This window comes from Ruegeria sp. CDSC045 (assembly GCF_059610725.1).
On record NZ_JBXWOE010000007.1, the window covers coordinates 217,288 to 235,302 of the forward strand.

Consider the following 18,015-nt stretch of genomic DNA (forward strand, 5'->3'; position numbering starts at 1 on the left):
TGCAGTTCCTGTCTTGAAAAGCGCAGCAAGGATTGATTCAGTCAGCCCCAGCAGAGATTCTAAGAAGGTTTGTTCATGCCAATAGAAGCGGTGGTTTTCGACATCGGGAATGTCCTGATAGAATGGCAGCCAGAACGGTACTACGACGCGGTTATTGGTGAAGACCGTCGCCGGGCCATGTTTGCCGAGGTTGACCTGCATGGAATGAATGATCTGGTTGATCAGGGGCATCACTTCACGGACACCATCTATGGCTGGGCTGATAAATATCCCCAATGGCGGGATGAAATTCGGATGTGGCACGACAAATGGATCGAATTGGCCACGCCAGAAATTCCCCACTCGGTACGACTGCAACGTGCGCTGCGCGCCAAAGGCATCTCGGTCTTTGCGCTCACAAATTTCGGGGTGCAGAATTTTGAGTATGCAACCACGGTCTATCCATTCCTCAACGAGTTCGACCGGCTGTATGTTTCAGGTCGCATGCAGACAGTGAAACCGCATGTCCCGATTTACGAGATGGTCGAAGCCGATTGTGGTCTGGCGCCCGAGACGTTGTTGTTCACCGACGACCGGATCGACAATATCGAAACGGCGCAGGCGCGAGGCTGGCAAACGCATCATTTTGAGGGCCCGCTAGGATGGGCAGACCGGTTGGTGGCAGAGGGGCTTTTGACCCGCGAAGAGGCCCGCTAGATTAGGCTGCGACGGGTAGCGGCCGGTTCTCGCGGATGGGAAGGTGAACGATGGCGCTGAAGGCGCCGATGGCCACGCCGATCCACCAGACAAAGGTGTAATCTCCGTACTGGTCATACATGCGGCCGCCAAGCCAGACGCCAAGAAAACTGCCGACCTGATGGCTGAAGAAGATGATGCCGTAAAGCGTACCCATGTAGCGCAACCCATACAAATGTGCGACGAGCCCCGAGGTCAGTGGAACCGTTGCAAGCCAGAGCGAACCCATGACCAATGAGAATACAACGACCGTGATTGGCGTGATCGGCAGGATTATGAAAGCCGCCGCTGTAAGCGTGCGGGCGGCATAAATAGAGGCCAGAAGGTATTTCTTGGGAAAGTGCATTCCGGCCCACCCCGCCAGCAATGTCCCTCCGATATTGGCCAACCCGATCAATGAAATCGACACAGCCCCTAATGCGGAAGTTGTCGTTATACCAATGGAATCCAGTATTCCACCCGGCTGAATCGGGCCGCACATTTCGGTAACGAAAGCGGGAAAATGCGCTGTGATAAAGCCAAGCTGATAACCACAGCTGAAAAATCCCAGGAAAATCAGGGTATAAGACGGGTCCCGGAAGGCCTTGCCCAGAATTTGCCCCATGCTTTCTTCGATTTCGGCTTTGGTTGCGGCTTGGGGCGCGCGCATGAAGGGCAGAGTCATGACCAGTGCCAGGATGGCAACGGCAAACACGATGAAAACCTGTTGCCAGGGCATAAAAGACAAAAGCCATTCCGCCGTTGGAGCACCCAAAACCTGGCCAAAGCTTCCTGCCGCTGTCACGACGGCCAGAGACATAGAGCGGTTATGATCAGAGGACGCCCGCCCAACTACGGCAAGCACGACACCAAACCCCGTGCCGGCAATCCCAAAGCCCACAAGCCAGGCGTACATCTGATGCTCGAACGGGGTAACGGACCACGCCGACAACACCATGCCCGCTGCATAGGTCAATGCCCCGAGCACAATCGCACAGCGATCCCCCACCTTCTCGGCGATGGCGGCAAAAATGGGTTGTCCAATTCCCCAAGCGAGATTCTGGATCGCAATCGCCATCGAAAAATCGGTGCGCAGCCAGCCGAATTCAGTCGCAATGGGGATCTGGAACACGCCAAAGGATGCCCGCACGGCAAAACTGACGGCGATAATTATGCAGCCGACGATCAAGATCGGGTTTAGCAGGCGCGCGTGTTGGGGCATTGAATCCTCGGAATGGCCGAGCCGCGACGGTACGCAAATTTGTACCGTGGTCAATTCAGGAGTTTTGGCGCCGCGGATAAGCAAAATTGATGCATCTTCCAAATGCCTTCTTTTCAACGCCCTGAGGTGAAGGTATCCCTCGGGATATGTCAGATTTGATATCGCTTTACGAGGCACGCATCGCCGATGGCACTTTGACGCGGGACGATGCGCAAGAGGCTGTCCTTCCGCATTTCGAACGCATTCGCGCGGCCTTGGCTACCCCGGTCAGGCGTGGTTTCTTTCGCAAGGCACCCCCGCCGCCCCAGGGACTTTATCTGTGGGGCGGAGTTGGTCGTGGCAAGTCGATGTTGATGGATATGTTTGTCGACGCGCTTGGCGACATCCCTGCCCGTCGCGTCCATTTTCATGCTTTCATGCAGGAAATCCACGCGGGGATGCACAAAGCTCGTAAGGACGGAGTTGAGGATGCGCTTGCACCGGTCGCGGACTCGGTTGTCAAATCCGTAAAACTGCTGGCATTTGACGAGATGCAGATCACCGATATCACCGATGCGATGATCGTCGGGCGGTTGTTTGATCTTTTGCATGCTGGCGGGGTCGTGGTCATCACCACATCCAACCGGCACCCGGACGAATTGTACAAGAACGGCTTGAACCGCCAGCTCTTTTTGCCATTCATCGCGCATATCAAGGAACAACTTCAGATATGGGAACTGGTCTCGCCCACTGATTACCGACAGAACCGTCTTGAAGGTGCGCCAGTCTATTTCACGCCGATCGGCCCCGAGGCTCGACAGAATATCCGATCCGTCTGGAACGATCTCGCGGGCGGTGCGGCGGAACCGCTGATGTTGCAGGTGAATGGCCGTGCTGTCGAATTGCCGGCCTTTCGGAACGGGATAGCCCGAGCAAGCTTTTATGACCTGTGCGGACGGATGCTGGGCCCTGCAGATTATCTGGCCGTTGCCGAGGCAGTCAAAGTTCTGGTTCTGGAGGACATCCCGCGCCTTTCCCGGAATAATTTCAATGAGGCCAAGCGCTTTGTGACGTTGATTGACGCCTTGTATGAGGCGCGGGTTCGCCTGATCTGTTCGGCGGCAGCAGAGCCCGAGATGTTGTATGTCGAGGGTGAAGGGACGTTCGAGTTCGAACGCACTGCCTCGCGACTGCGCGAGATGCAGGCTGAGGATTGGGGGGCATAGGGGCGCTGCCCTGTCACGTTTTGCGCGCCTCCCCCAGGGTATTTCCGCCGGGTGAAGACCTATCCGTTTTCGCGTAGGATGTTGCCCGCCAAATAGAGTGATCCGCAAATCAGGATACGGGCCTGAGGGTCTTGGTCTGTGATTTTCTGCAGGGCCGCGGATACACTCTCTGCTGTGTCGGCTTTCATGCCAACCTGGTCAGCAGCCTGCGCCGTATCTTCAGCGCTAAGCGTCGCGGCCTCACCCGGTATCGACACTGCGGTCAAGCTTTGAGCCTGCGTGGCAAGCGGTGCAAGATAGCCAGCGACATCTTTGGTGTTGAGCATTCCGCAGATCAAATGTGTCGGAGATTGCGGTAATTTTCTCAGCACTTCAGCAAGCGCAATTCCCGCGGCGGCATTGTGCCCACCATCCAGCCACAGCTCGGCCTGTGCGGCCTGTTCAACAAGCGGGCCGGATTTCAGACGCTGCATCCGTGCTGGCCACTCGGCCTTGGTAACGGCGGCCTCATAGGCCTGATCACCAAGTTCGAGATGGCGCAATACCGCTATTGCCGCACCGGCATTCTGAACTTGATGTGCGCCAAGCAGGTTGGGCAGCGGCAGATCCCGCAGCCCGATTTCGTCCTGATACACAAGACGTCCGTTTTCCTCGGTCACATGCCAGTGCTGACCGTGTACCAGCAATGGGGCGCCCAGACGGGCCGCTGTATATTCGATGACCTCAAGCGCTTCGTCCTGCTGTGGGCCGACGATACAAGGGACGCCCGGCTTGATGATCCCGGCTTTTTCGGCAGCGATCTTGCCCAACGTGTCGCCTAGAAACTGTTCATGGTCGATGGAAACCGGCGTGATAACCGTCACGGCGGGTTCGTGCACCACGTTTGTTGCATCCAGGCGCCCGCCAAGGCCGACCTCAAGCAAGGTATAATCAGCCTGTTTGCGAGCAAAGGCCAGCAGGGCCGCACAGGTCGTAATCTCGAAATACGTGATGTTCTCACCACCATTGGCGGCATAGCACTCATCAAGGACGTTTGTCAGTTCGGCTTCCGAAATCAACTCACCTGCCAGCCGAATACGCTCGTGAAACCGGGCAAGATGCGGAGAGGTATAGGCGTGAATCGTTTTCCCCGCCCCTTCCATACCGGCGCGGATCATGGCCTGCGTAGACCCCTTGCCGTTTGTCCCTGCGATATGCACGACCGGAGGCAATTTGGTCTGAGGGCTTTCCAGTGTGGCAAGCAAACGCCACACCCGATCCAGCGTCAGGTCAATGATCTTGGGATGCAGCGCCATCATCCGATCAAGGATGACGTCTGACGATGGCGAAGTCATTCCTGATCCGCGTCTTTCTCTGGGGCTTCGGGGGTGGGCGCGGGCAAATCACCTTTGACCGCAGGAGGCTGATTCATCAGCATGCGGGTAATCGTGATCAATTCGTCACGCATTTCGGTACGCTTCGTTACCCGGTCCAGCATTCCGTGGTCCAGCAGGTATTCTGCGCGCTGAAATCCTTCGGGCAGCTTTTCCCGAATGGTCTGTTCGATCACGCGCGGGCCTGCAAAGCAGATTAGCGCATTGGGTTCCGAGATATGGACGTCGCCCAGCATCGCATAAGAAGCGGTCACGCCTCCGGTGGTAGGATGGGTGAGTACAACGATATAGGGCAGTTTTGCCTCTTTCAGCATCTCAACCGCCACGGTGGTTCGCGGCATCTGCATCAAGCTCAGGATGCCTTCCTGCATTCGAGCGCCACCCGCTGCCGAGAACAGGATCAGCGGGCGTTTCAACTTCACTGCCTCTTGCGCCGCCGCAATGATGGCATTGCCGACATACATACCCATCGAGCCGCCCATGAACGAGAAATCTTGGGCTGCTGCCACGATCGGCGTACGTCCGATATCACCTTTGGCGACCAGCATCGCCTCTTGCTCGCCAGTTTTCTTCTGCGCTGCTTTCATCCGGTCGGGGTATCTCTTCTGGTCCCGGAACTGCAGCGGATCATCTTTGGGAGCGGGAACATCGACCTCGGTAAATATACCACCGTCAAACAGGTGCCCGAACCGGTCGCGCGGAGTGATCGCCATATGATGATCACATTGGGTGCAGACATTCTGGTTTTCCGCCAATTCGCGGTGGAACAGCATCGTGCCGCATTCGTCACACTTGTGCCAAAGGTTTTCCGGGACTTCCCGGCGTGAGAAGATCGAATTAATCCGGGGACGGACGTAGTTTGTGATCCAGTTCATGTCGGAACCTTGCTAGTACGGCGTTGACGTCACATAAGACGCTACGGAAAGAATTGCAATCAGCGCCTGAGCGCAAGGCGCGCGATAAACCAGCTGACAATCATCACGGCAAAATCCACATATAACCATTGCCGCAATGTCAGAGTATCGGTCATATCAAAGGGCAGTACAAATAAGGCAAGACCGCTGAGGGTGTCAGGGAGCGAGACAAACAAGAGCGCTATGACATTGTTGAAAAAATGCAGCGCTATGGCCGGGCCCAGGGTTCCCGCCCGCGCGGTCAAATCCGCAGCCAAAAGTCCAAACAGACCAGTCCACAGCACCAGCAACTCTGCATTGCCGCCCGCCGCATCGGGCGAATAGTGCCCCACCGCGAATAGAAGCGACGGTACCCCCATCCAGATGATCGGAGAACGGAATCGCGCCGCCAGGCTTTGCTGCATATATCCGCGGAAAAGCAGCTCCTCCGCACTGATTTGGACAAACACAGCCAATAGCGACAGAGGCAGGAATACCAGCCAAACCGAAAAGGACAGGTTTTGAACAAGCGGCGCGCCCATAATGAGGTGCGGCACGGTTACGATAACCACGCCAAGCACCATCAGGGCGCGCAGCACAAGCCAGAACTGTCTGGCCGCTTTGCCCCTAGTCCCTAAAATAGAACCCAGGGACCGCTTCTGAAACTGTCGCGCTGCGGTCCACACACCAAATGTGACAAACCCAAAGCTTGACAGCAGGATCACCATCGAGATCGGGGTCGAGCCGTTCATCAACCCGCTGGCCCATTCCTGCGGTCCGGCCACGGTTACGACTGCAAACAGGATCAGATTGAAGACGGTTGCAACGACCACGATCGTTGCCAGGCCGGCCAGCAGACGCCACAGCTGTGGTTTGTCGCGTGCGTCGGCGACCAGTTGCTCATGCGGGGCGTAAGAGGGCGCGCGGATTTCAGACATTCTGGTGGGAACTTTCGGCCTGGTCCTCATCATCGAAGAACAAGGTCGATGCTTTGGTGGCGTTAATCTTTTCCGAAATGGTTGTCAGGTATCCGGCAACTGTTTCAAGCAACTGAACCGCAACGCTTGCATCGCTTTCGATCACCGCGCGCAGTTCCACTGCACCAATCCGCAGGAATGAACAGTTTTCGCCTGCCACAAGATCCAACTGCCTGGTCTCACCGGTGATAACAGACAGGTCACCGATCAGGCGCCCGGGTTCAATGACAGATATGGACCGGGTCGAACCGTCTTCTTCGTGCCACATAAGCTTCGCATGACCCGAAATGCACAGATAGGCCGCATCCGGCGCCTGCCCACGAGAGAAAATGACCTGACCAGCGGCAGCATCATACCACTGCGCCGAAAACGCCAGCAATCTCTGGTTGCGACCGTCGATATTGGCAAAAAGCGGAGTTGATGAGATAATCTTCAGCTTGCGGCTGAGGTCAGCGGTGGTGCCGGATTCTTGTTCGAGCTGCGTTTTCGAGACACCGTCAATGCGGCCATCCTTGATTTCAACAAACAGATCATAGGCCTCGGGATGGGCGAAACTGTCCTCCATGAAAATCATGATGGAATCGGGCAGCAGTTCGCGCAGTTTCAACCGGGTGCGTAAACGGCTCTCAGAGTCATGGCTGGCCAACGCTTTATCCAGGATTAGCAAATCCGGCCGTTTAATCCCGGCGCGCGAGAAGGCAATTCGTTCCTGAAAGACGGTTGTCAGATTGTTCCCACCCAGCCCTGCGGACAGATCATAGACGATGGCCGCTGCCTGTCTGCGCAGACCTGCGGCATTGATCACTTCGGCAACCACATCCTCTATCTCGTCAGCATGAGCTCCCGCAGTCACAGATACCCGCCCGAAAAGCGCATTTTCCATAACCGTCATGCGCGCGATGTATGTGTCCGGTGTGACCGGTACAAATATCTCTTGCAGGCTTCCACGTAGCCTCTCGCCCTGTTCAGTGCGGATTTTCAGAATCTTCTGTTTGTATTCATCCGGGAAATCAGGGCCAATCTGTTCGGCGGTCAGCAGGAACGGAACGGTCAGAAGAAAGGCGTGTTCGCGCTGCGACAGCTCGTCCACTCCTTTTGCCTTGCGCTTGTCTTCGATTGCCAGCAGCCGGTGGAACATATCCTTGCTCAAGCCCAGGCGCAGGAACAGCGGATGGTCGGTTCCGTCCCGCCCAAAAGCATGGCTCAGCGTTTCCAGAACAGCGCTTGAGATACTCAGCGCGTCGTCATCAAGCTCATGTGTACGCAGCATTTGCATGAACCGATTATCGCCGGCCAGAATGTCCGGCGAGATTTCCTGCGACGGTGCTGCATAAAGAAGGTTGCCACCCAAAGGCACAGTTGGGTTGAACCTGTCCGGATCGAACCGGTAGACAAAGCGGTCCAGATCTTTTTCCACCAACTTGTCATGGATGGGGCCACGGAGGTCGATGATATTTTGCACAAACTCGGGATGCTGATCCGGATTCAACTGGCTGCGCAGGGTGCGGCGGAACATGAATTCATCCGTTCCCATCGCCTCGACCAGCTTGAACCACCAATCCTGGATGTCGTCAGTGTTGTTGAGCCCGGCCAGACCGGGATCAATCCATTCATCTGACAGCGAATCCACCGAGTTCCCCGCTCGCGCGGCCTCGATCTGGCGGCGGCTAGGGGCCCTGGCGGCGTCGGCTTCATGCTGAGGGCGTGTTTTCAGGGGCATCATCAAGTTGTCCCCAATCGACCCATCAAACAGATATGGTCGAGAATAGGCATATCCGATCCGCGCCGCGATGACGGATTGGTGCAAAGATTGGATGTCATGGCCGGCAATCGTGACGTCGCCCTGAACCGGCAGCAATTCGCGGGTCAGCAGCTGAGCCAATGCCCCTCTTTCGGCCGCATTCGAGGATTTGATGGCCACGCGGGCCCCTTTGGGTATGACGAGGTCTATATCCTCGAGAACAGTTTTCCCATCGTTATCCCGAACGGTAATATTCTGCAGCTTGATCTCGCCAGTCAGATGCGGAATGGAATCAGGCTCGCCCTCGAACAGCTCTTCGGGCACCATGTTGTCGGGTGCGAAGCGTTCGGTCACGATTTCCCACCGCAACGACATGTCCTGAACCTGATTGTAATAGGTCAGCAGATCCTTCCAAGGTCCGCTAAGATCCTTATATGCTCCCAGTGCCGCCACCAGCGCGCCCACTGTTACCTCGCCCGTGATCGCCAGGTATCCGCCCACCGAATAAAACAGAAACGGGGTCATCTGAGTGATCAGATTGTTGAGAAACTTCATGAAGAACTTTTTGTTATAGATCTTGAATCGGATCTCGAACAAAGTTCCCAAACGATGGCTGAACTGGGCCAATCTGTGCCGCCAGCCTCCGTTGGTGCGCAGATCACTAATCCCGGCTGCGCTTTCGCCGATTTCTGAGCTCAAGCGTCTAACTTCCTGGATTCGGTCTTTGTTCAACAGGTTGATCTGGCGCTGCAATTTTGGGATCAACCAAGCCTGCAGCGGGATCAGCGCAATACTTGCAAGACCAAACCACACGCTTTGCATGAACAGAAACGTCACAATGGTCATCATCTGACCAAACTGGAATACGGGTTGTGCGATCGCATCTCCCATCAGGCCGCCCATCGGTTCAGCCTCGGACGTGATCATTGACACCAACTCGCCCTGACTGGTGGTGGCAAAATAGGATTTCGGGAACCGCAGAGTTCGGTGGATCAGCGTGTACCTCAGTCGGCGTAACATGCGTTCGGCCAACACACCTTTCATCGTGTTGATCCGCATTTTCATCAGACCGCTGGCGATGACCGTCGCCAGAAAGGCCAGACACAGAATCAACAAATACTGCACCTGCGTCACCGTAACTCCTAAGAAAGTTACCGAGCTGCCTGGAGCACCAATCGCATCGTTAATGATCTGCTTGGGCAGCTCCAATGATGCATAGAGGAAGGGAAAAGAAAACAATGTCAGCAGCAACAATACCAGTTGCTGTTTCTTGGAATGCTTCCAGATGAATGCGAATAGAGTGGGTTCCATGCCCCGTCTTTGCCTCGGAAATATTGCTATAGGGTTGTAACGGATGGTCCACTGCAATCAGGTGTCAGACGGTACGCACTGACCGGGTCGATTGCAAGAACGGCGCCCTCCGTAACAGGTCACAACTTTGCTGCCTAGCCAAAAGCGTGTTCACATTTTCGGTAATTTACCGACGCTATGATGCAAATCGGCTTTATCCTCGGGTGGATATCCGACAAAAGATGTGTGGAGCAATAGATTGGGATCATGGGCAAGCTACTGGATCGCTATATTCACCGCAAAGCACTGACGCGCTGGCAGCGGGACGCCCGGGCAGCGCCCGAGGCTGTGCTTTCTGAATTGCGGCTGCAGCGTGATGATGCACGTCGCTTGCGATCCGAGCTCGATGCGCTGATTCTCCAGGCCAACAGCCGCCTTACACGGCCTGTGGCGGGATCAGCCCATTTTCCGAAACCGTTGGGCACCGACTGGAGCTGGAGGCCCGAGCTGTGGCGCTATCCTCAGCCCCGCCCCGGTGTCGCCTCGGCCCCGCGTAAAGCACGTATCAACGATGAGGCAACGCTGTTTCACGACTGTCCGCGCCAGGAAATCAGCACGCGCCAGATCAGAAACACGCGCAAACATGATTTGTCACCGTTCAGCTTGGCGGTCGAGGTTTTCGGGTTCGAGGGATCATTTCTCTCTCTCTCTATCGAGCTTCCACAAGAGGCTGTGCAAGGGCTGACGCGGCAGCATCTGATCCGAGTCGATTGCCATATTGAGGCCGAACGCCCACAGGAATTGTTCGCGCGGCTCAATATTCGACACGGCCCAAACGCCGAACAGGTTCTGCGCAAACTTGATCCTACTGGTCCTTCAAACAGCGTGGATTTTGATCTTGCACATTTACCACTGAATGAACGCCGCATGGACAAAGTCTGGCTGGATATCATTCTGGATAATCCTTGGATGAACCGGATAGTGTTGCAGGACCTGACCGTCTGTCGTCACCATCGCGCCGATTTATGAGAACCCTGCCATGACCGATCTGATACTCACATCTCTGGGCCTGGAAAATGGTACCTGGATGGGCCACCTGCAGGCCGATACGCAGCCCGAGATCAGCGTGTCCTACCGTGGTGACGCGCTGGATGAGGTTCACCTGTCACCAGCCGACACCGGATGGGAGCTTCGTGTACAGGTGCCTGATGTGGCCCTGTCTGACGGGGTCCACAGTTTTGTAATCTCAGATTCCGTTTCAGGGCTTAAACTGGGCGGGTTCTCGATCATTGCAGGAAACGCCGCCGCCGATGACCTGCGCGCCGAACTGGACCTGATGCGAGCAGAGCTTGATATGCTAAAACGAGTCTTTCGCCGGTCTCAGTAGGCGTTAGAAGGGCGGACGAAGTGCGTGCCTATAATTCAGGTGTCATTGTCCGCTTACTGTTGGCCATGACCCGATCACATCGAAGAATCATCAATTACCAATGAGGGTTGAAATTTTTCTTTCGGCAGGAGCTTGAAGCGCATTTCGCCCATTGAGGCCCCAAGCATCCGGTCGCACCGAAATGTCCTTGGTTCGTTTCTCAGACGGTCGATCGCAACGACGTACCAAATGGGATACTTCAACAAGAGATACTGAGGCTCAATTTGCCGGTTGGAAATAACACCGTCTTCTCTTTGATATCGCAGCTCCAAGACCTTCTGATCGACGAAAGCCTGATGAACCGCTTGCACAATCCTTTTTGGTGGGGCGCTCGCGCTGGCTTGAACATAAGTCGAAGCCGTGACGCCTATGATAATACGGGACTTGAGCTGGTTCACCTTGTTGCGTTTCTCGGGTGAAAACGAGGCCACAAGCTGCCGCCTTACCGAAGCCAAGTTCGCAAGCAACATTGGTGATTTCATCTGCTCTGCGACAGCAATGCTGATTAGCAGATCGACCGCCTCAGCGTATGTCAGGTTCATGCGACCAACGCCCCAGTTGCGGTCGAGGCGCACACCTCCTCCACGACCGCGATCAGCGTCTATCTGCATGCCTTGGTCCCGCATAAGCACAAGGTCGCGGGCTATCGTGCGCATACTGACACCATGCTGTTGCGCCAAGTCTCTAACCGTACAATGGGCATCTTGCTTGAGTTGAACCGCAAGCAATTCCAATCGCCTCAGTCTGTTGTGTGTATTAGCCCGTGCCATGAATCAAATAAGACATAAAATGGCACATTAGTCGATATAGCTTGGATCACTGAAACCAATGCCTGACGCAGGCCACTCACTTGCAGGAGCTAAATCGATGAAAATGAATTACTTTGTTGTCGGAACGAATGACATGGCAGCTGCAAGAACCTTCTACGACACACTGTTTTCGCAATCGGGTCTCCAAAGCATGTCGCCTTCAGAAAGAATGACTTACTGGCTTGGAAAGGATTTTGCCTTCGCCGTGGCCAAACCCTTCGACACGTTGCCGGCCACCAACGGTAATGGAACGATGGTTGGATTTTGCGTTGGTGGCCACGCAGAAGTCAGAAGGCTGCACGCTTTAGCTACAGATCTCGGGGGTGATTGTGAGGGGGCCCCCAACCAACGCGGGCCAAAGTTCTCTGCATACGTTCGAGACCTGGATGGAAACAAGATGTGTTTTTCTGACTAGCTTTTCACAGAGCGGACGTTGGTTGGGAGACAACATAGGTGGCATCGGGCTCTAATCAGCCACCCTACCTCGATCGGCAGCGGCCCCATCAGGAAAAGGGCCGCCTGTCAGGCGGCCCGGTTTCTTTATTGCGATGGCCCGTCCGGGTTGAAGGCTGACAGCCCCTTGAGGATGTCGATGGCATAGGCCAGCTGGTAATCCTCTTCCCGCAATTCGGCGGTGGCTTCGGCCTTGGCCCTATCTTCTTCGATCTGGCGGATTTCATCCTCGCTCAGGCTGTCATTGTTCAGACTGCCACGCAGATCAGCCTCGGAACGGGTGTTCCCATTGGCCTCTTCTTCCTCGGTCTCTGGGGCTGGGCGGGGCTGTTCAACGATGATGTCGGGGCTGACACCAAGCGCCTGAATAGACCGGCCCGACGGCGTGTAGTAGCGCGACGTGGTCAAACGCATCGCGCCATCGCTCCGCAGTGGCATGACAGTCTGGACCGAGCCTTTGCCGAAACTTTTGGTTCCCACAACGATTGCGCGGCGATGATCCTGCAGCGCGCCGGCTACAATCTCGGATGCTGAGGCGGACCCGCCATTGATCAGCACCACAATCGGCTTTCCTTCTGCCAGATCACCCACAGTTGCGTTGAAACGCTCACCATCGCTTGGATCGCGGCCACGGGTTGATACGATCTCACCCTCGTTTAGGAATGCGTCCGAAACCTTGATTGCCTGTGTCAGCAGACCACCGGGATTGTTGCGCAGGTCCAGAACGACACCATTCACCTTGTCGATCCCTCCGGCCTCTTCGATCTGCTCGGCCAGACCTTCCTGCAAGTTGGGATAGGTTTGGTCGTTAAAGGTGGTCACACGCAGAACCACACTTGTCCCTTCGGTGCGCGCGCGTACTGCCGTCAGTTTGATTGTGTCGCGGATGATAGGCACGTCAAAAGGTTCCTGTTCACCCTCGCGGACAACGGTGATCACGATTTCCGAGCCCACCGGCCCGCGCATCAGATCGACCGCTTTGTCCAGGGTCAGGCCCAGTATGCTTTCGCCATCGACATGGGTGATGAAATCTCCGGCTTCGATCCCGGCCTCATCCGCAGGCGTATCATCGATCGGCGAGACAACTTTGACAAAGCCCTCTTCCTGCGTGACTTCGATACCCAGACCGCCAAACTCGCCACGGGTCTGGACCCGCATTTGTTCGGCATCATCCGGCGACAGATAGCTGGAATGCGGATCCAGCGAGGTCAGCATACCGTCAATGGCCGCCTCAATCAGGTCTTCGGGCTCAACCTCTTCGACATATTGCGCGCGGATGCGTTCGAAAATATCGCCAAACAGATCCAGCTGTTCATAGACACTGGCCTTGTTTTCGGCTTCTTGGGCAAGCAACGGACCGGCGATCTGCGTCGTTACAATCAGGCCTGCTATAGTTCCAGCCAAACCGGCCATCACAAATTTCTTCATACTCGTTTATCCATCCTTGTCGGTCCGAAACCACGATTCCGGGTCCACGGGGCTGTTATCCTGTCTTACCTCTATATAGAGCGTTTCTGATCGGTCAGTTCCAGTGCCATCACCGCTTGTTGACAAAATTGCGCCGATTTCCTTCGATTCTGCAGGCATCAATCCGACTGGCGTCCCCCGGGGAATCACCTGACCGGCTTCTCCGTAGACCTCTTGTAGCCCGGAAAAGACAAATAGAAGCCCCGGTTGCGGCTCGAGGATCACCAGATTCCCCAACTCAAGTAGTGGCCCGCGATACCGTATCGTGGCCGCCGTTGGCGAGGTGACTATTGCGCGCGGTCGGGTGCCCAATACGATACCAGGGCGTTTGACACCGGCCGCATCGGTTTCATTTGCCCGGTGCAGGATGATGCCCTGCGTCGGCAGCGCAATTTGACCCTTGATACTTGATATATCCGCATCCGTTTCGGCGATTTGCCCTTCGGAGATCTGGGAAAGCCCGCTGGCAAAACCGTCAAGCGTTTCAGTCGATGAGATCAGGATAGCTGTGCGGATCGGGTCCTCGACAAAGCGCCGCGGCAAATCCGTTCGGTCTGCGATGGCGGTGCTGAGCTGGGTGCGGGCATTCTGAACGCCGGTCAAGCCCTCGACCAAGGTTTCCGAGGCGCTTTGCTGCAGCAATCGCAGCGTGCGCACTTCCTGAAGATCACGCGCAAGAGACTGCGCTTTTGCGTTCAGGCCCGGCGTAACTTCGGACAGCATCATACCGGCCCGGGCCGAGCCCAACGGCCCTGACGGGTGTAGCATCAGAACCGGAGGCGCCGTGGTTTCGATCGTTTGCAATACGCCCAACAGCTGTGCCACATCCTTTTCCCGACTGCGCAATTCGGCTGTTAGCTGGGCTTCGCGTGTTGCCGCCCGTCGTAGGCCATCGCGCATGGCCGACAGACCCGCCTCATACGCCTGTATGGTTTCGGTCAGGGCACGGACCCGGTCGCGGGCGCTTTCGGCCTCGGTCAACGATACTGATGCCTGCTCAAGCATCTGCGCTGCATTCAATGCGGCGGTCGCGGGGTCGGTCTGGGCAACCGCCCTGGATGCAAAGAAGATCGCCAGAAGCAGCGCACGAAGCGTCATGAAAGCAGGCTCTTTCCAGTCATTTCAGGGGGCTGATCCAGCCCCATCAGGTCCAGCAATGTGGGTGCCAGATCAGACAGGCGCCCATCGTGCAGGGATGCCCCAGCGGGTCCCCCTACCAAGGCGACGGGCACGGGGTTCAGCGTATGGGCCGTATGCGGCCCGCCGGTTTCGGGGTCGACCATCATCTCGCAATTTCCGTGATCGGCGGTAATGATCATTGCGCCGCCTGCGTTTTCCAACGCGGCAACCACTTGCGCCAGCCCTTGATCCACAGCCTCGCAGGCGCGGATTGCCGCCTGCAGATCGCCGGTATGCCCAACCATATCCGGATTGGCATAATTGGTTATGATCAGATCATAGCCCGCCCCGATGGCTTCGACGAATTTTGCGGTTACTTCGGCCGATGACATCTCGGGTTGTAGGTCGTAGGTCGCCACTTTGGGTGATTTAGGCATAAAGCGGTCTTCGTTCGCCTCAGGCACTTCCTTGCCGCCATTGAGGAAGAAGGTCACATGCGGGTACTTCTCGGTCTCGGCGAGACGGAATTGGCTGAGCCCATGTTTCGCCACCCATTCACCCAGGGTATTCACGATTTCGCGCTTGGGGAACACCGTGGTCATATAGGCGCTGTGCCCGTCGGAGTATTCGACCATGCCCAGCAGGGCTGAAAGCTGCGGGCGCGGGCCGGTGTCGAAATCGTCAAAGCCGGGTTCGCCAATCGCCCGCAGGATTTCACGAGCCCGGTCGGCGCGGAAGTTGAGGCAGAAGAAACCGTCTCCGTCTGATATGCCGTCATACCCGGTGAGAACTGTCGGGACGATAAATTCGTCCGTTTCCGACTGCTGATAGGCCTGATCCACGGCATTGCGCGCCGAAACAGCGCTGCGCCCCTGCCCTTTGATCATTGCACCATAGGCTTCGCTGACACGTTCCCATCGGTTGTCGCGGTCCATGGCAAAATAGCGCCCGCAGACCGAGGCAACACGGGCGCCGTCGGGCAAGCGTTCCTCAAGCTCTGTGATATAGGTCAGCGCTGATTTCGGGGCCACATCCCGGCCATCCGTAACCGCGTGCAAGGCAACGGGCACACCAGCATCCGTTATCGCCTTTGCCGCAGCAATGATATGGTTCAGGTGGCCATGCACTCCCCCGTCCGAGACCACCCCCAACAGATGTGCGGTGCCACCTGCAGCCTTTACCCTACCGATAAAGTTCTGCAGCGCGGAGTTGGCAAAGAAAGAACCGTCCTCAATCGCCAGATCAATCTGGCCCAAATCCATCGCAACAACGCGGCCAGCCCCAATATTTGTGTGACCGACTTCGGAATTGCCCATCTGACCACTTGGCAGACCAACATCCGGACCATGGGTGATCAGCTTGGCGTGTGGGCCCTTGGCCATGATCGCATCAAATGTTGGCGTATCGGCAAGGTAAGGCGCATTGGCTCCGGTGTCCTCGGACAGGCCCCAGCCATCAAGAATACACAGGACGACGGGTTTCGGGGCGGTCATTCGGCTCTCCGGGTTTGCTGCTCTTGGTTGGTCTTGTATCGCCTGCCCCGCGCAGGGTGAACCGCCTTTTGCCCTGATCAGGTCAGAATTCATGTTACAAAGGCTATTCCTTGCCGGTATGGTCCAGATAGGGGCGAGCTTTGCGGCCTCTGTATTTCACGGTCAAATCCAGTGGCGCGTCGTTTTCGTCATAGATTCCAATAACCACCCCTCTGCCCCGACTATTGGTGCGCATTTCGATCAGTTGCTGTTCGGAACGTGTTGTGCGCTGCGACGGGCGACGCGCCCAAGTGAACAGATGGTCATACATCTTGGCGATGATATCCGCGTGTTCAGCACTGTTGCCAAGGTCGGTTAGTTCATTCGGGTCGTTTTCAAGATCGAACAGCAGTGGCCGATGCCCGCCTTCGCAATGGATCAGCTTCCAATTCTTGTTGGCCACCATAAACATCACTGCATCCCGAACCGAGGCATTCAGCTTTTCCGCCATGGGCGAGGCGGAATAGTCATACTCACTGACTACCACATCCCGAGGTGTCTCGACCTGATGGCCACGCAAGATCGGCAACAAGGAGTGACCTTCCAGAATGTGACCCGACGCTTCGCCTCCGGCTATGTCCAAGAATGTTGGGGCGAGGTCGATGGACTCGACCAGCGCGTCGCTCACAGTGCCACGGGTCGCCTCAGCCTCGGGGGATGGGTCATAGATGATCAACGGCACCTTGACCGATGCGTCCTGGAAAAAGGTCTTCTCACCCATCCAGTGATCGCCCAGAAAATCCCCGTGGTCCGAGGTTAACACGATCATCGTGTCCTCCATCCGGCCCGTCTTTTCCAGCCATGCGAACAGCCGGCCCATCTGGTCGTCGGCCTGCTTGATCAGACCCATATAAGCGGGGATCACGGCGTCGCGCACATCCTGCCGCGAGAACGCCTCGCCAACCTTGGTGTCCATGAATGCCCGGAGCACCGGATGCGCTTTCTGGCGTTCCGCCTCAGACCGGACCACGGTCAGGATATGTTTCGGTCCGTACATTGAGGCATAGGGTTCCGGCACGACATAGGGCCAGTGCGGTTTGATAAAGCTCAGGTGGCAGCACCAGGGGCCGTCATGGGTTTCCATGAATTCGATCCCGCGCCCGGTCAGATAGGGCGTTTCGCTGTCTTCCTCGGCAATATTCGCCGGCTGGGAAGAGTTCTTGAGAAACCAGCCCGACAGAACATTGCCCTCAGCGTCGAGACCTGAATTGGCGAAGTCATGCCAGGGGTTGTCGCTGTCATATCCTTTAGCCGATAGGTATTTGTTGTATTCCTTGGCCCCGTCCGGGTCATAATACCCATCCGGCCCTTCGGGCAGCATTCCGTCATCACGCTCGAACACGTCGAACCCGCATTCGGCCACACGGGCACCGATCAGACTGTCCGGCTCCAGCCCCAATCGCGCCATTCCCTCGGCATCCGCACGCATATGGGTCTTGCCCACCAGCCAACAGTCCATCCCAGCTTTGCGCAGATGATCACCCATGGTCATCTCACCCACTTTCAGCGGGATTCCATTCCAAGAAGCCCCATGCGAATGCACATAGCGCCCGGTATAGGTCGACATACGGGAGGAACCGCAAATAGGTGACTGGATATAGGCCTTGTCAAACCGCACACCACGCGCAGCCAGGCGGTCTATGTTGGGGGTGTGCAGATGCGGATGTCCGTAACAGCTCAGATAGTCCCAGCGCAGCTGGTCGAACATGATGAACAGGATGTTTCTTGCTTTGGCCAAATCTGCGCCCCCGTTATTCAGGGACCTGCTTAGCCAATTCCAACCGCCAAACGAAG

The 18,015-nt window shown here is 56.3% G+C and carries 15 protein-coding genes; 5 read left to right on the plus strand and 10 right to left on the minus strand.

Going from position 1 to position 18,015, the window contains the following annotated elements:
* Positions 1-75: 75 nt before the first annotated feature.
* Positions 76-696 carry an HAD family hydrolase gene (locus AC2FH6_RS14040; RefSeq protein WP_496703206.1) on the plus strand — a complete coding sequence of 207 codons (621 nt, stop codon included), beginning with the start codon at positions 76-78 and terminating at the stop codon, positions 694-696.
* 1 nt (position 697) lies between these two features.
* Here AC2FH6_RS14040 and AC2FH6_RS14045 read toward each other — a convergent pair whose 3' ends face one another.
* Entirely contained in the window at positions 698-1,936 is a 1,239-nt protein-coding gene (locus tag AC2FH6_RS14045; RefSeq protein WP_496703207.1) for an MFS transporter, read from the minus strand.
* A gap of 146 nt (positions 1,937-2,082) precedes the next feature.
* Between AC2FH6_RS14045 and zapE the strand changes: the two genes are divergently transcribed.
* Positions 2,083-3,141 carry a cell division protein ZapE gene (gene zapE, locus AC2FH6_RS14050; protein ID WP_496703209.1) on the plus strand — a complete coding sequence of 353 codons (1,059 nt, stop codon included), beginning with the start codon at positions 2,083-2,085 and terminating at the stop codon, positions 3,139-3,141.
* Positions 3,142-3,200: 59 nt separating this feature from the next.
* On the opposite strand, the gene AC2FH6_RS14055 is transcribed toward zapE, so the two are convergent.
* From AC2FH6_RS14055 to AC2FH6_RS14070, 4 genes are read right to left on the minus strand one after another with little or no spacing between them, the layout of a single operon-like run.
* Positions 3,201-4,475, minus strand: coding sequence for a bifunctional folylpolyglutamate synthase/dihydrofolate synthase (locus tag AC2FH6_RS14055; protein WP_496703211.1), 1,275 nt, complete (start codon positions 4,473-4,475; stop codon positions 3,201-3,203).
* The gene (gene accD / locus AC2FH6_RS14060; protein ID WP_142636339.1) at positions 4,472-5,389 is read right to left on the minus strand and encodes an acetyl-CoA carboxylase, carboxyltransferase subunit beta; all 918 of its coding nucleotides are present in this window, start codon (positions 5,387-5,389) and stop codon (positions 4,472-4,474) included. The genes AC2FH6_RS14055 and accD overlap by 4 nt, the downstream gene beginning before the upstream one ends.
* Positions 5,390-5,448: 59 nt before the next feature.
* Entirely contained in the window at positions 5,449-6,345 is an 897-nt protein-coding gene (locus AC2FH6_RS14065) for a CPBP family intramembrane glutamic endopeptidase (RefSeq protein WP_496703213.1), read from the minus strand.
* Positions 6,338-9,436: an ABC transporter transmembrane domain-containing protein gene (locus AC2FH6_RS14070; RefSeq protein WP_496703215.1), complete on the minus strand. Its 3,099-nt coding sequence runs from the start codon at positions 9,434-9,436 to the stop codon at positions 6,338-6,340. Before AC2FH6_RS14070 ends, AC2FH6_RS14065 begins: the two co-directional genes overlap by 8 nt.
* A 246-nt stretch (positions 9,437-9,682) precedes the next feature.
* Between AC2FH6_RS14070 and AC2FH6_RS14075 the strand changes: the two genes are divergently transcribed.
* Both AC2FH6_RS14075 and AC2FH6_RS14080 read left to right on the plus strand, forming a co-directional pair.
* A complete protein-coding gene (locus AC2FH6_RS14075) occupies positions 9,683-10,444 on the plus strand; it encodes a DUF6478 family protein (protein ID WP_496703217.1) in 762 nt (253 codons plus the stop codon).
* A 10-nt stretch (positions 10,445-10,454) separates the two neighbouring features.
* The gene (locus AC2FH6_RS14080; protein ID WP_496689313.1) at positions 10,455-10,802 is read left to right on the plus strand and encodes a hypothetical protein; all 348 of its coding nucleotides are present in this window, start codon (positions 10,455-10,457) and stop codon (positions 10,800-10,802) included.
* A gap of 74 nt (positions 10,803-10,876) precedes the next feature.
* On the opposite strand, the gene AC2FH6_RS14085 is transcribed toward AC2FH6_RS14080, so the two are convergent.
* Positions 10,877-11,611, minus strand: coding sequence for a helix-turn-helix transcriptional regulator (locus tag AC2FH6_RS14085; RefSeq protein ID WP_496703219.1), 735 nt, complete (start codon positions 11,609-11,611; stop codon positions 10,877-10,879).
* 97 nt (positions 11,612-11,708) lie between these two features.
* On the opposite strand from AC2FH6_RS14085, the gene AC2FH6_RS14090 reads away from it, so the two are divergent.
* Positions 11,709-12,065 carry a VOC family protein gene (locus AC2FH6_RS14090; protein WP_271948890.1) on the plus strand — a complete coding sequence of 119 codons (357 nt, stop codon included), beginning with the start codon at positions 11,709-11,711 and terminating at the stop codon, positions 12,063-12,065.
* A gap of 125 nt (positions 12,066-12,190) precedes the next feature.
* Here AC2FH6_RS14090 and AC2FH6_RS14095 read toward each other — a convergent pair whose 3' ends face one another.
* The 4 genes from AC2FH6_RS14095 to AC2FH6_RS14110 all read right to left on the minus strand — a co-directional run bounded on the left by AC2FH6_RS14095 (position 12,191) and on the right by AC2FH6_RS14110 (position 17,959).
* A complete protein-coding gene (locus AC2FH6_RS14095; protein ID WP_142636359.1) occupies positions 12,191-13,531 on the minus strand; it encodes a S41 family peptidase in 1,341 nt (446 codons plus the stop codon).
* Positions 13,532-13,537: 6 nt separating this feature from the next.
* Positions 13,538-14,668, minus strand: coding sequence for a murein hydrolase activator EnvC family protein (locus AC2FH6_RS14100; protein ID WP_281995101.1), 1,131 nt, complete (start codon positions 14,666-14,668; stop codon positions 13,538-13,540).
* Positions 14,665-16,182: a 2,3-bisphosphoglycerate-independent phosphoglycerate mutase gene (gene gpmI / locus AC2FH6_RS14105; protein ID WP_496703221.1), complete on the minus strand. Its 1,518-nt coding sequence runs from the start codon at positions 16,180-16,182 to the stop codon at positions 14,665-14,667. The genes AC2FH6_RS14100 and gpmI overlap by 4 nt, the downstream gene beginning before the upstream one ends.
* Positions 16,183-16,285: 103 nt before the next feature.
* Positions 16,286-17,959: a sulfatase-like hydrolase/transferase gene (locus AC2FH6_RS14110; RefSeq protein WP_496703223.1), complete on the minus strand. Its 1,674-nt coding sequence runs from the start codon at positions 17,957-17,959 to the stop codon at positions 16,286-16,288.
* Positions 17,960-18,015 lie beyond the last annotated feature (56 nt).

Excerpts from the sequence above, each read along its gene's own strand:
- AC2FH6_RS14065 (WP_496703213.1), bottom strand. The coding sequence starts at position 6,345 with ATGTCTGAAATCCGCGCGCCCTCTTACGCCCCGCATGAGCAACTGGTC.
- AC2FH6_RS14070 (WP_496703215.1), bottom strand. The coding sequence starts at position 9,436 with ATGGAACCCACTCTATTCGCATTCATCTGGAAGCATTCCAAGAAACAG.
- AC2FH6_RS14090 (WP_271948890.1), top strand. The coding sequence starts at position 11,709 with ATGAAAATGAATTACTTTGTTGTCGGAACGAATGACATGGCAGCTGCA.
- accD (WP_142636339.1), bottom strand. The coding sequence starts at position 5,389 with ATGAACTGGATCACAAACTACGTCCGTCCCCGGATTAATTCGATCTTC.
- AC2FH6_RS14100 (WP_281995101.1), bottom strand. The coding sequence starts at position 14,668 with ATGACGCTTCGTGCGCTGCTTCTGGCGATCTTCTTTGCATCCAGGGCG.
- AC2FH6_RS14040 (WP_496703206.1), top strand. The coding sequence starts at position 76 with ATGCCAATAGAAGCGGTGGTTTTCGACATCGGGAATGTCCTGATAGAA.
- AC2FH6_RS14080 (WP_496689313.1), top strand. The coding sequence starts at position 10,455 with ATGACCGATCTGATACTCACATCTCTGGGCCTGGAAAATGGTACCTGG.
- AC2FH6_RS14075 (WP_496703217.1), top strand. The coding sequence starts at position 9,683 with ATGGGCAAGCTACTGGATCGCTATATTCACCGCAAAGCACTGACGCGC.
- AC2FH6_RS14085 (WP_496703219.1), bottom strand. The coding sequence starts at position 11,611 with ATGGCACGGGCTAATACACACAACAGACTGAGGCGATTGGAATTGCTT.
- zapE (WP_496703209.1), top strand. The coding sequence starts at position 2,083 with ATGTCAGATTTGATATCGCTTTACGAGGCACGCATCGCCGATGGCACT.
- gpmI (WP_496703221.1), bottom strand. The coding sequence starts at position 16,182 with ATGACCGCCCCGAAACCCGTCGTCCTGTGTATTCTTGATGGCTGGGGC.
- AC2FH6_RS14045 (WP_496703207.1), bottom strand. The coding sequence starts at position 1,936 with ATGCCCCAACACGCGCGCCTGCTAAACCCGATCTTGATCGTCGGCTGC.
- AC2FH6_RS14095 (WP_142636359.1), bottom strand. The coding sequence starts at position 13,531 with ATGAAGAAATTTGTGATGGCCGGTTTGGCTGGAACTATAGCAGGCCTG.
- AC2FH6_RS14055 (WP_496703211.1), bottom strand. The coding sequence starts at position 4,475 with ATGACTTCGCCATCGTCAGACGTCATCCTTGATCGGATGATGGCGCTG.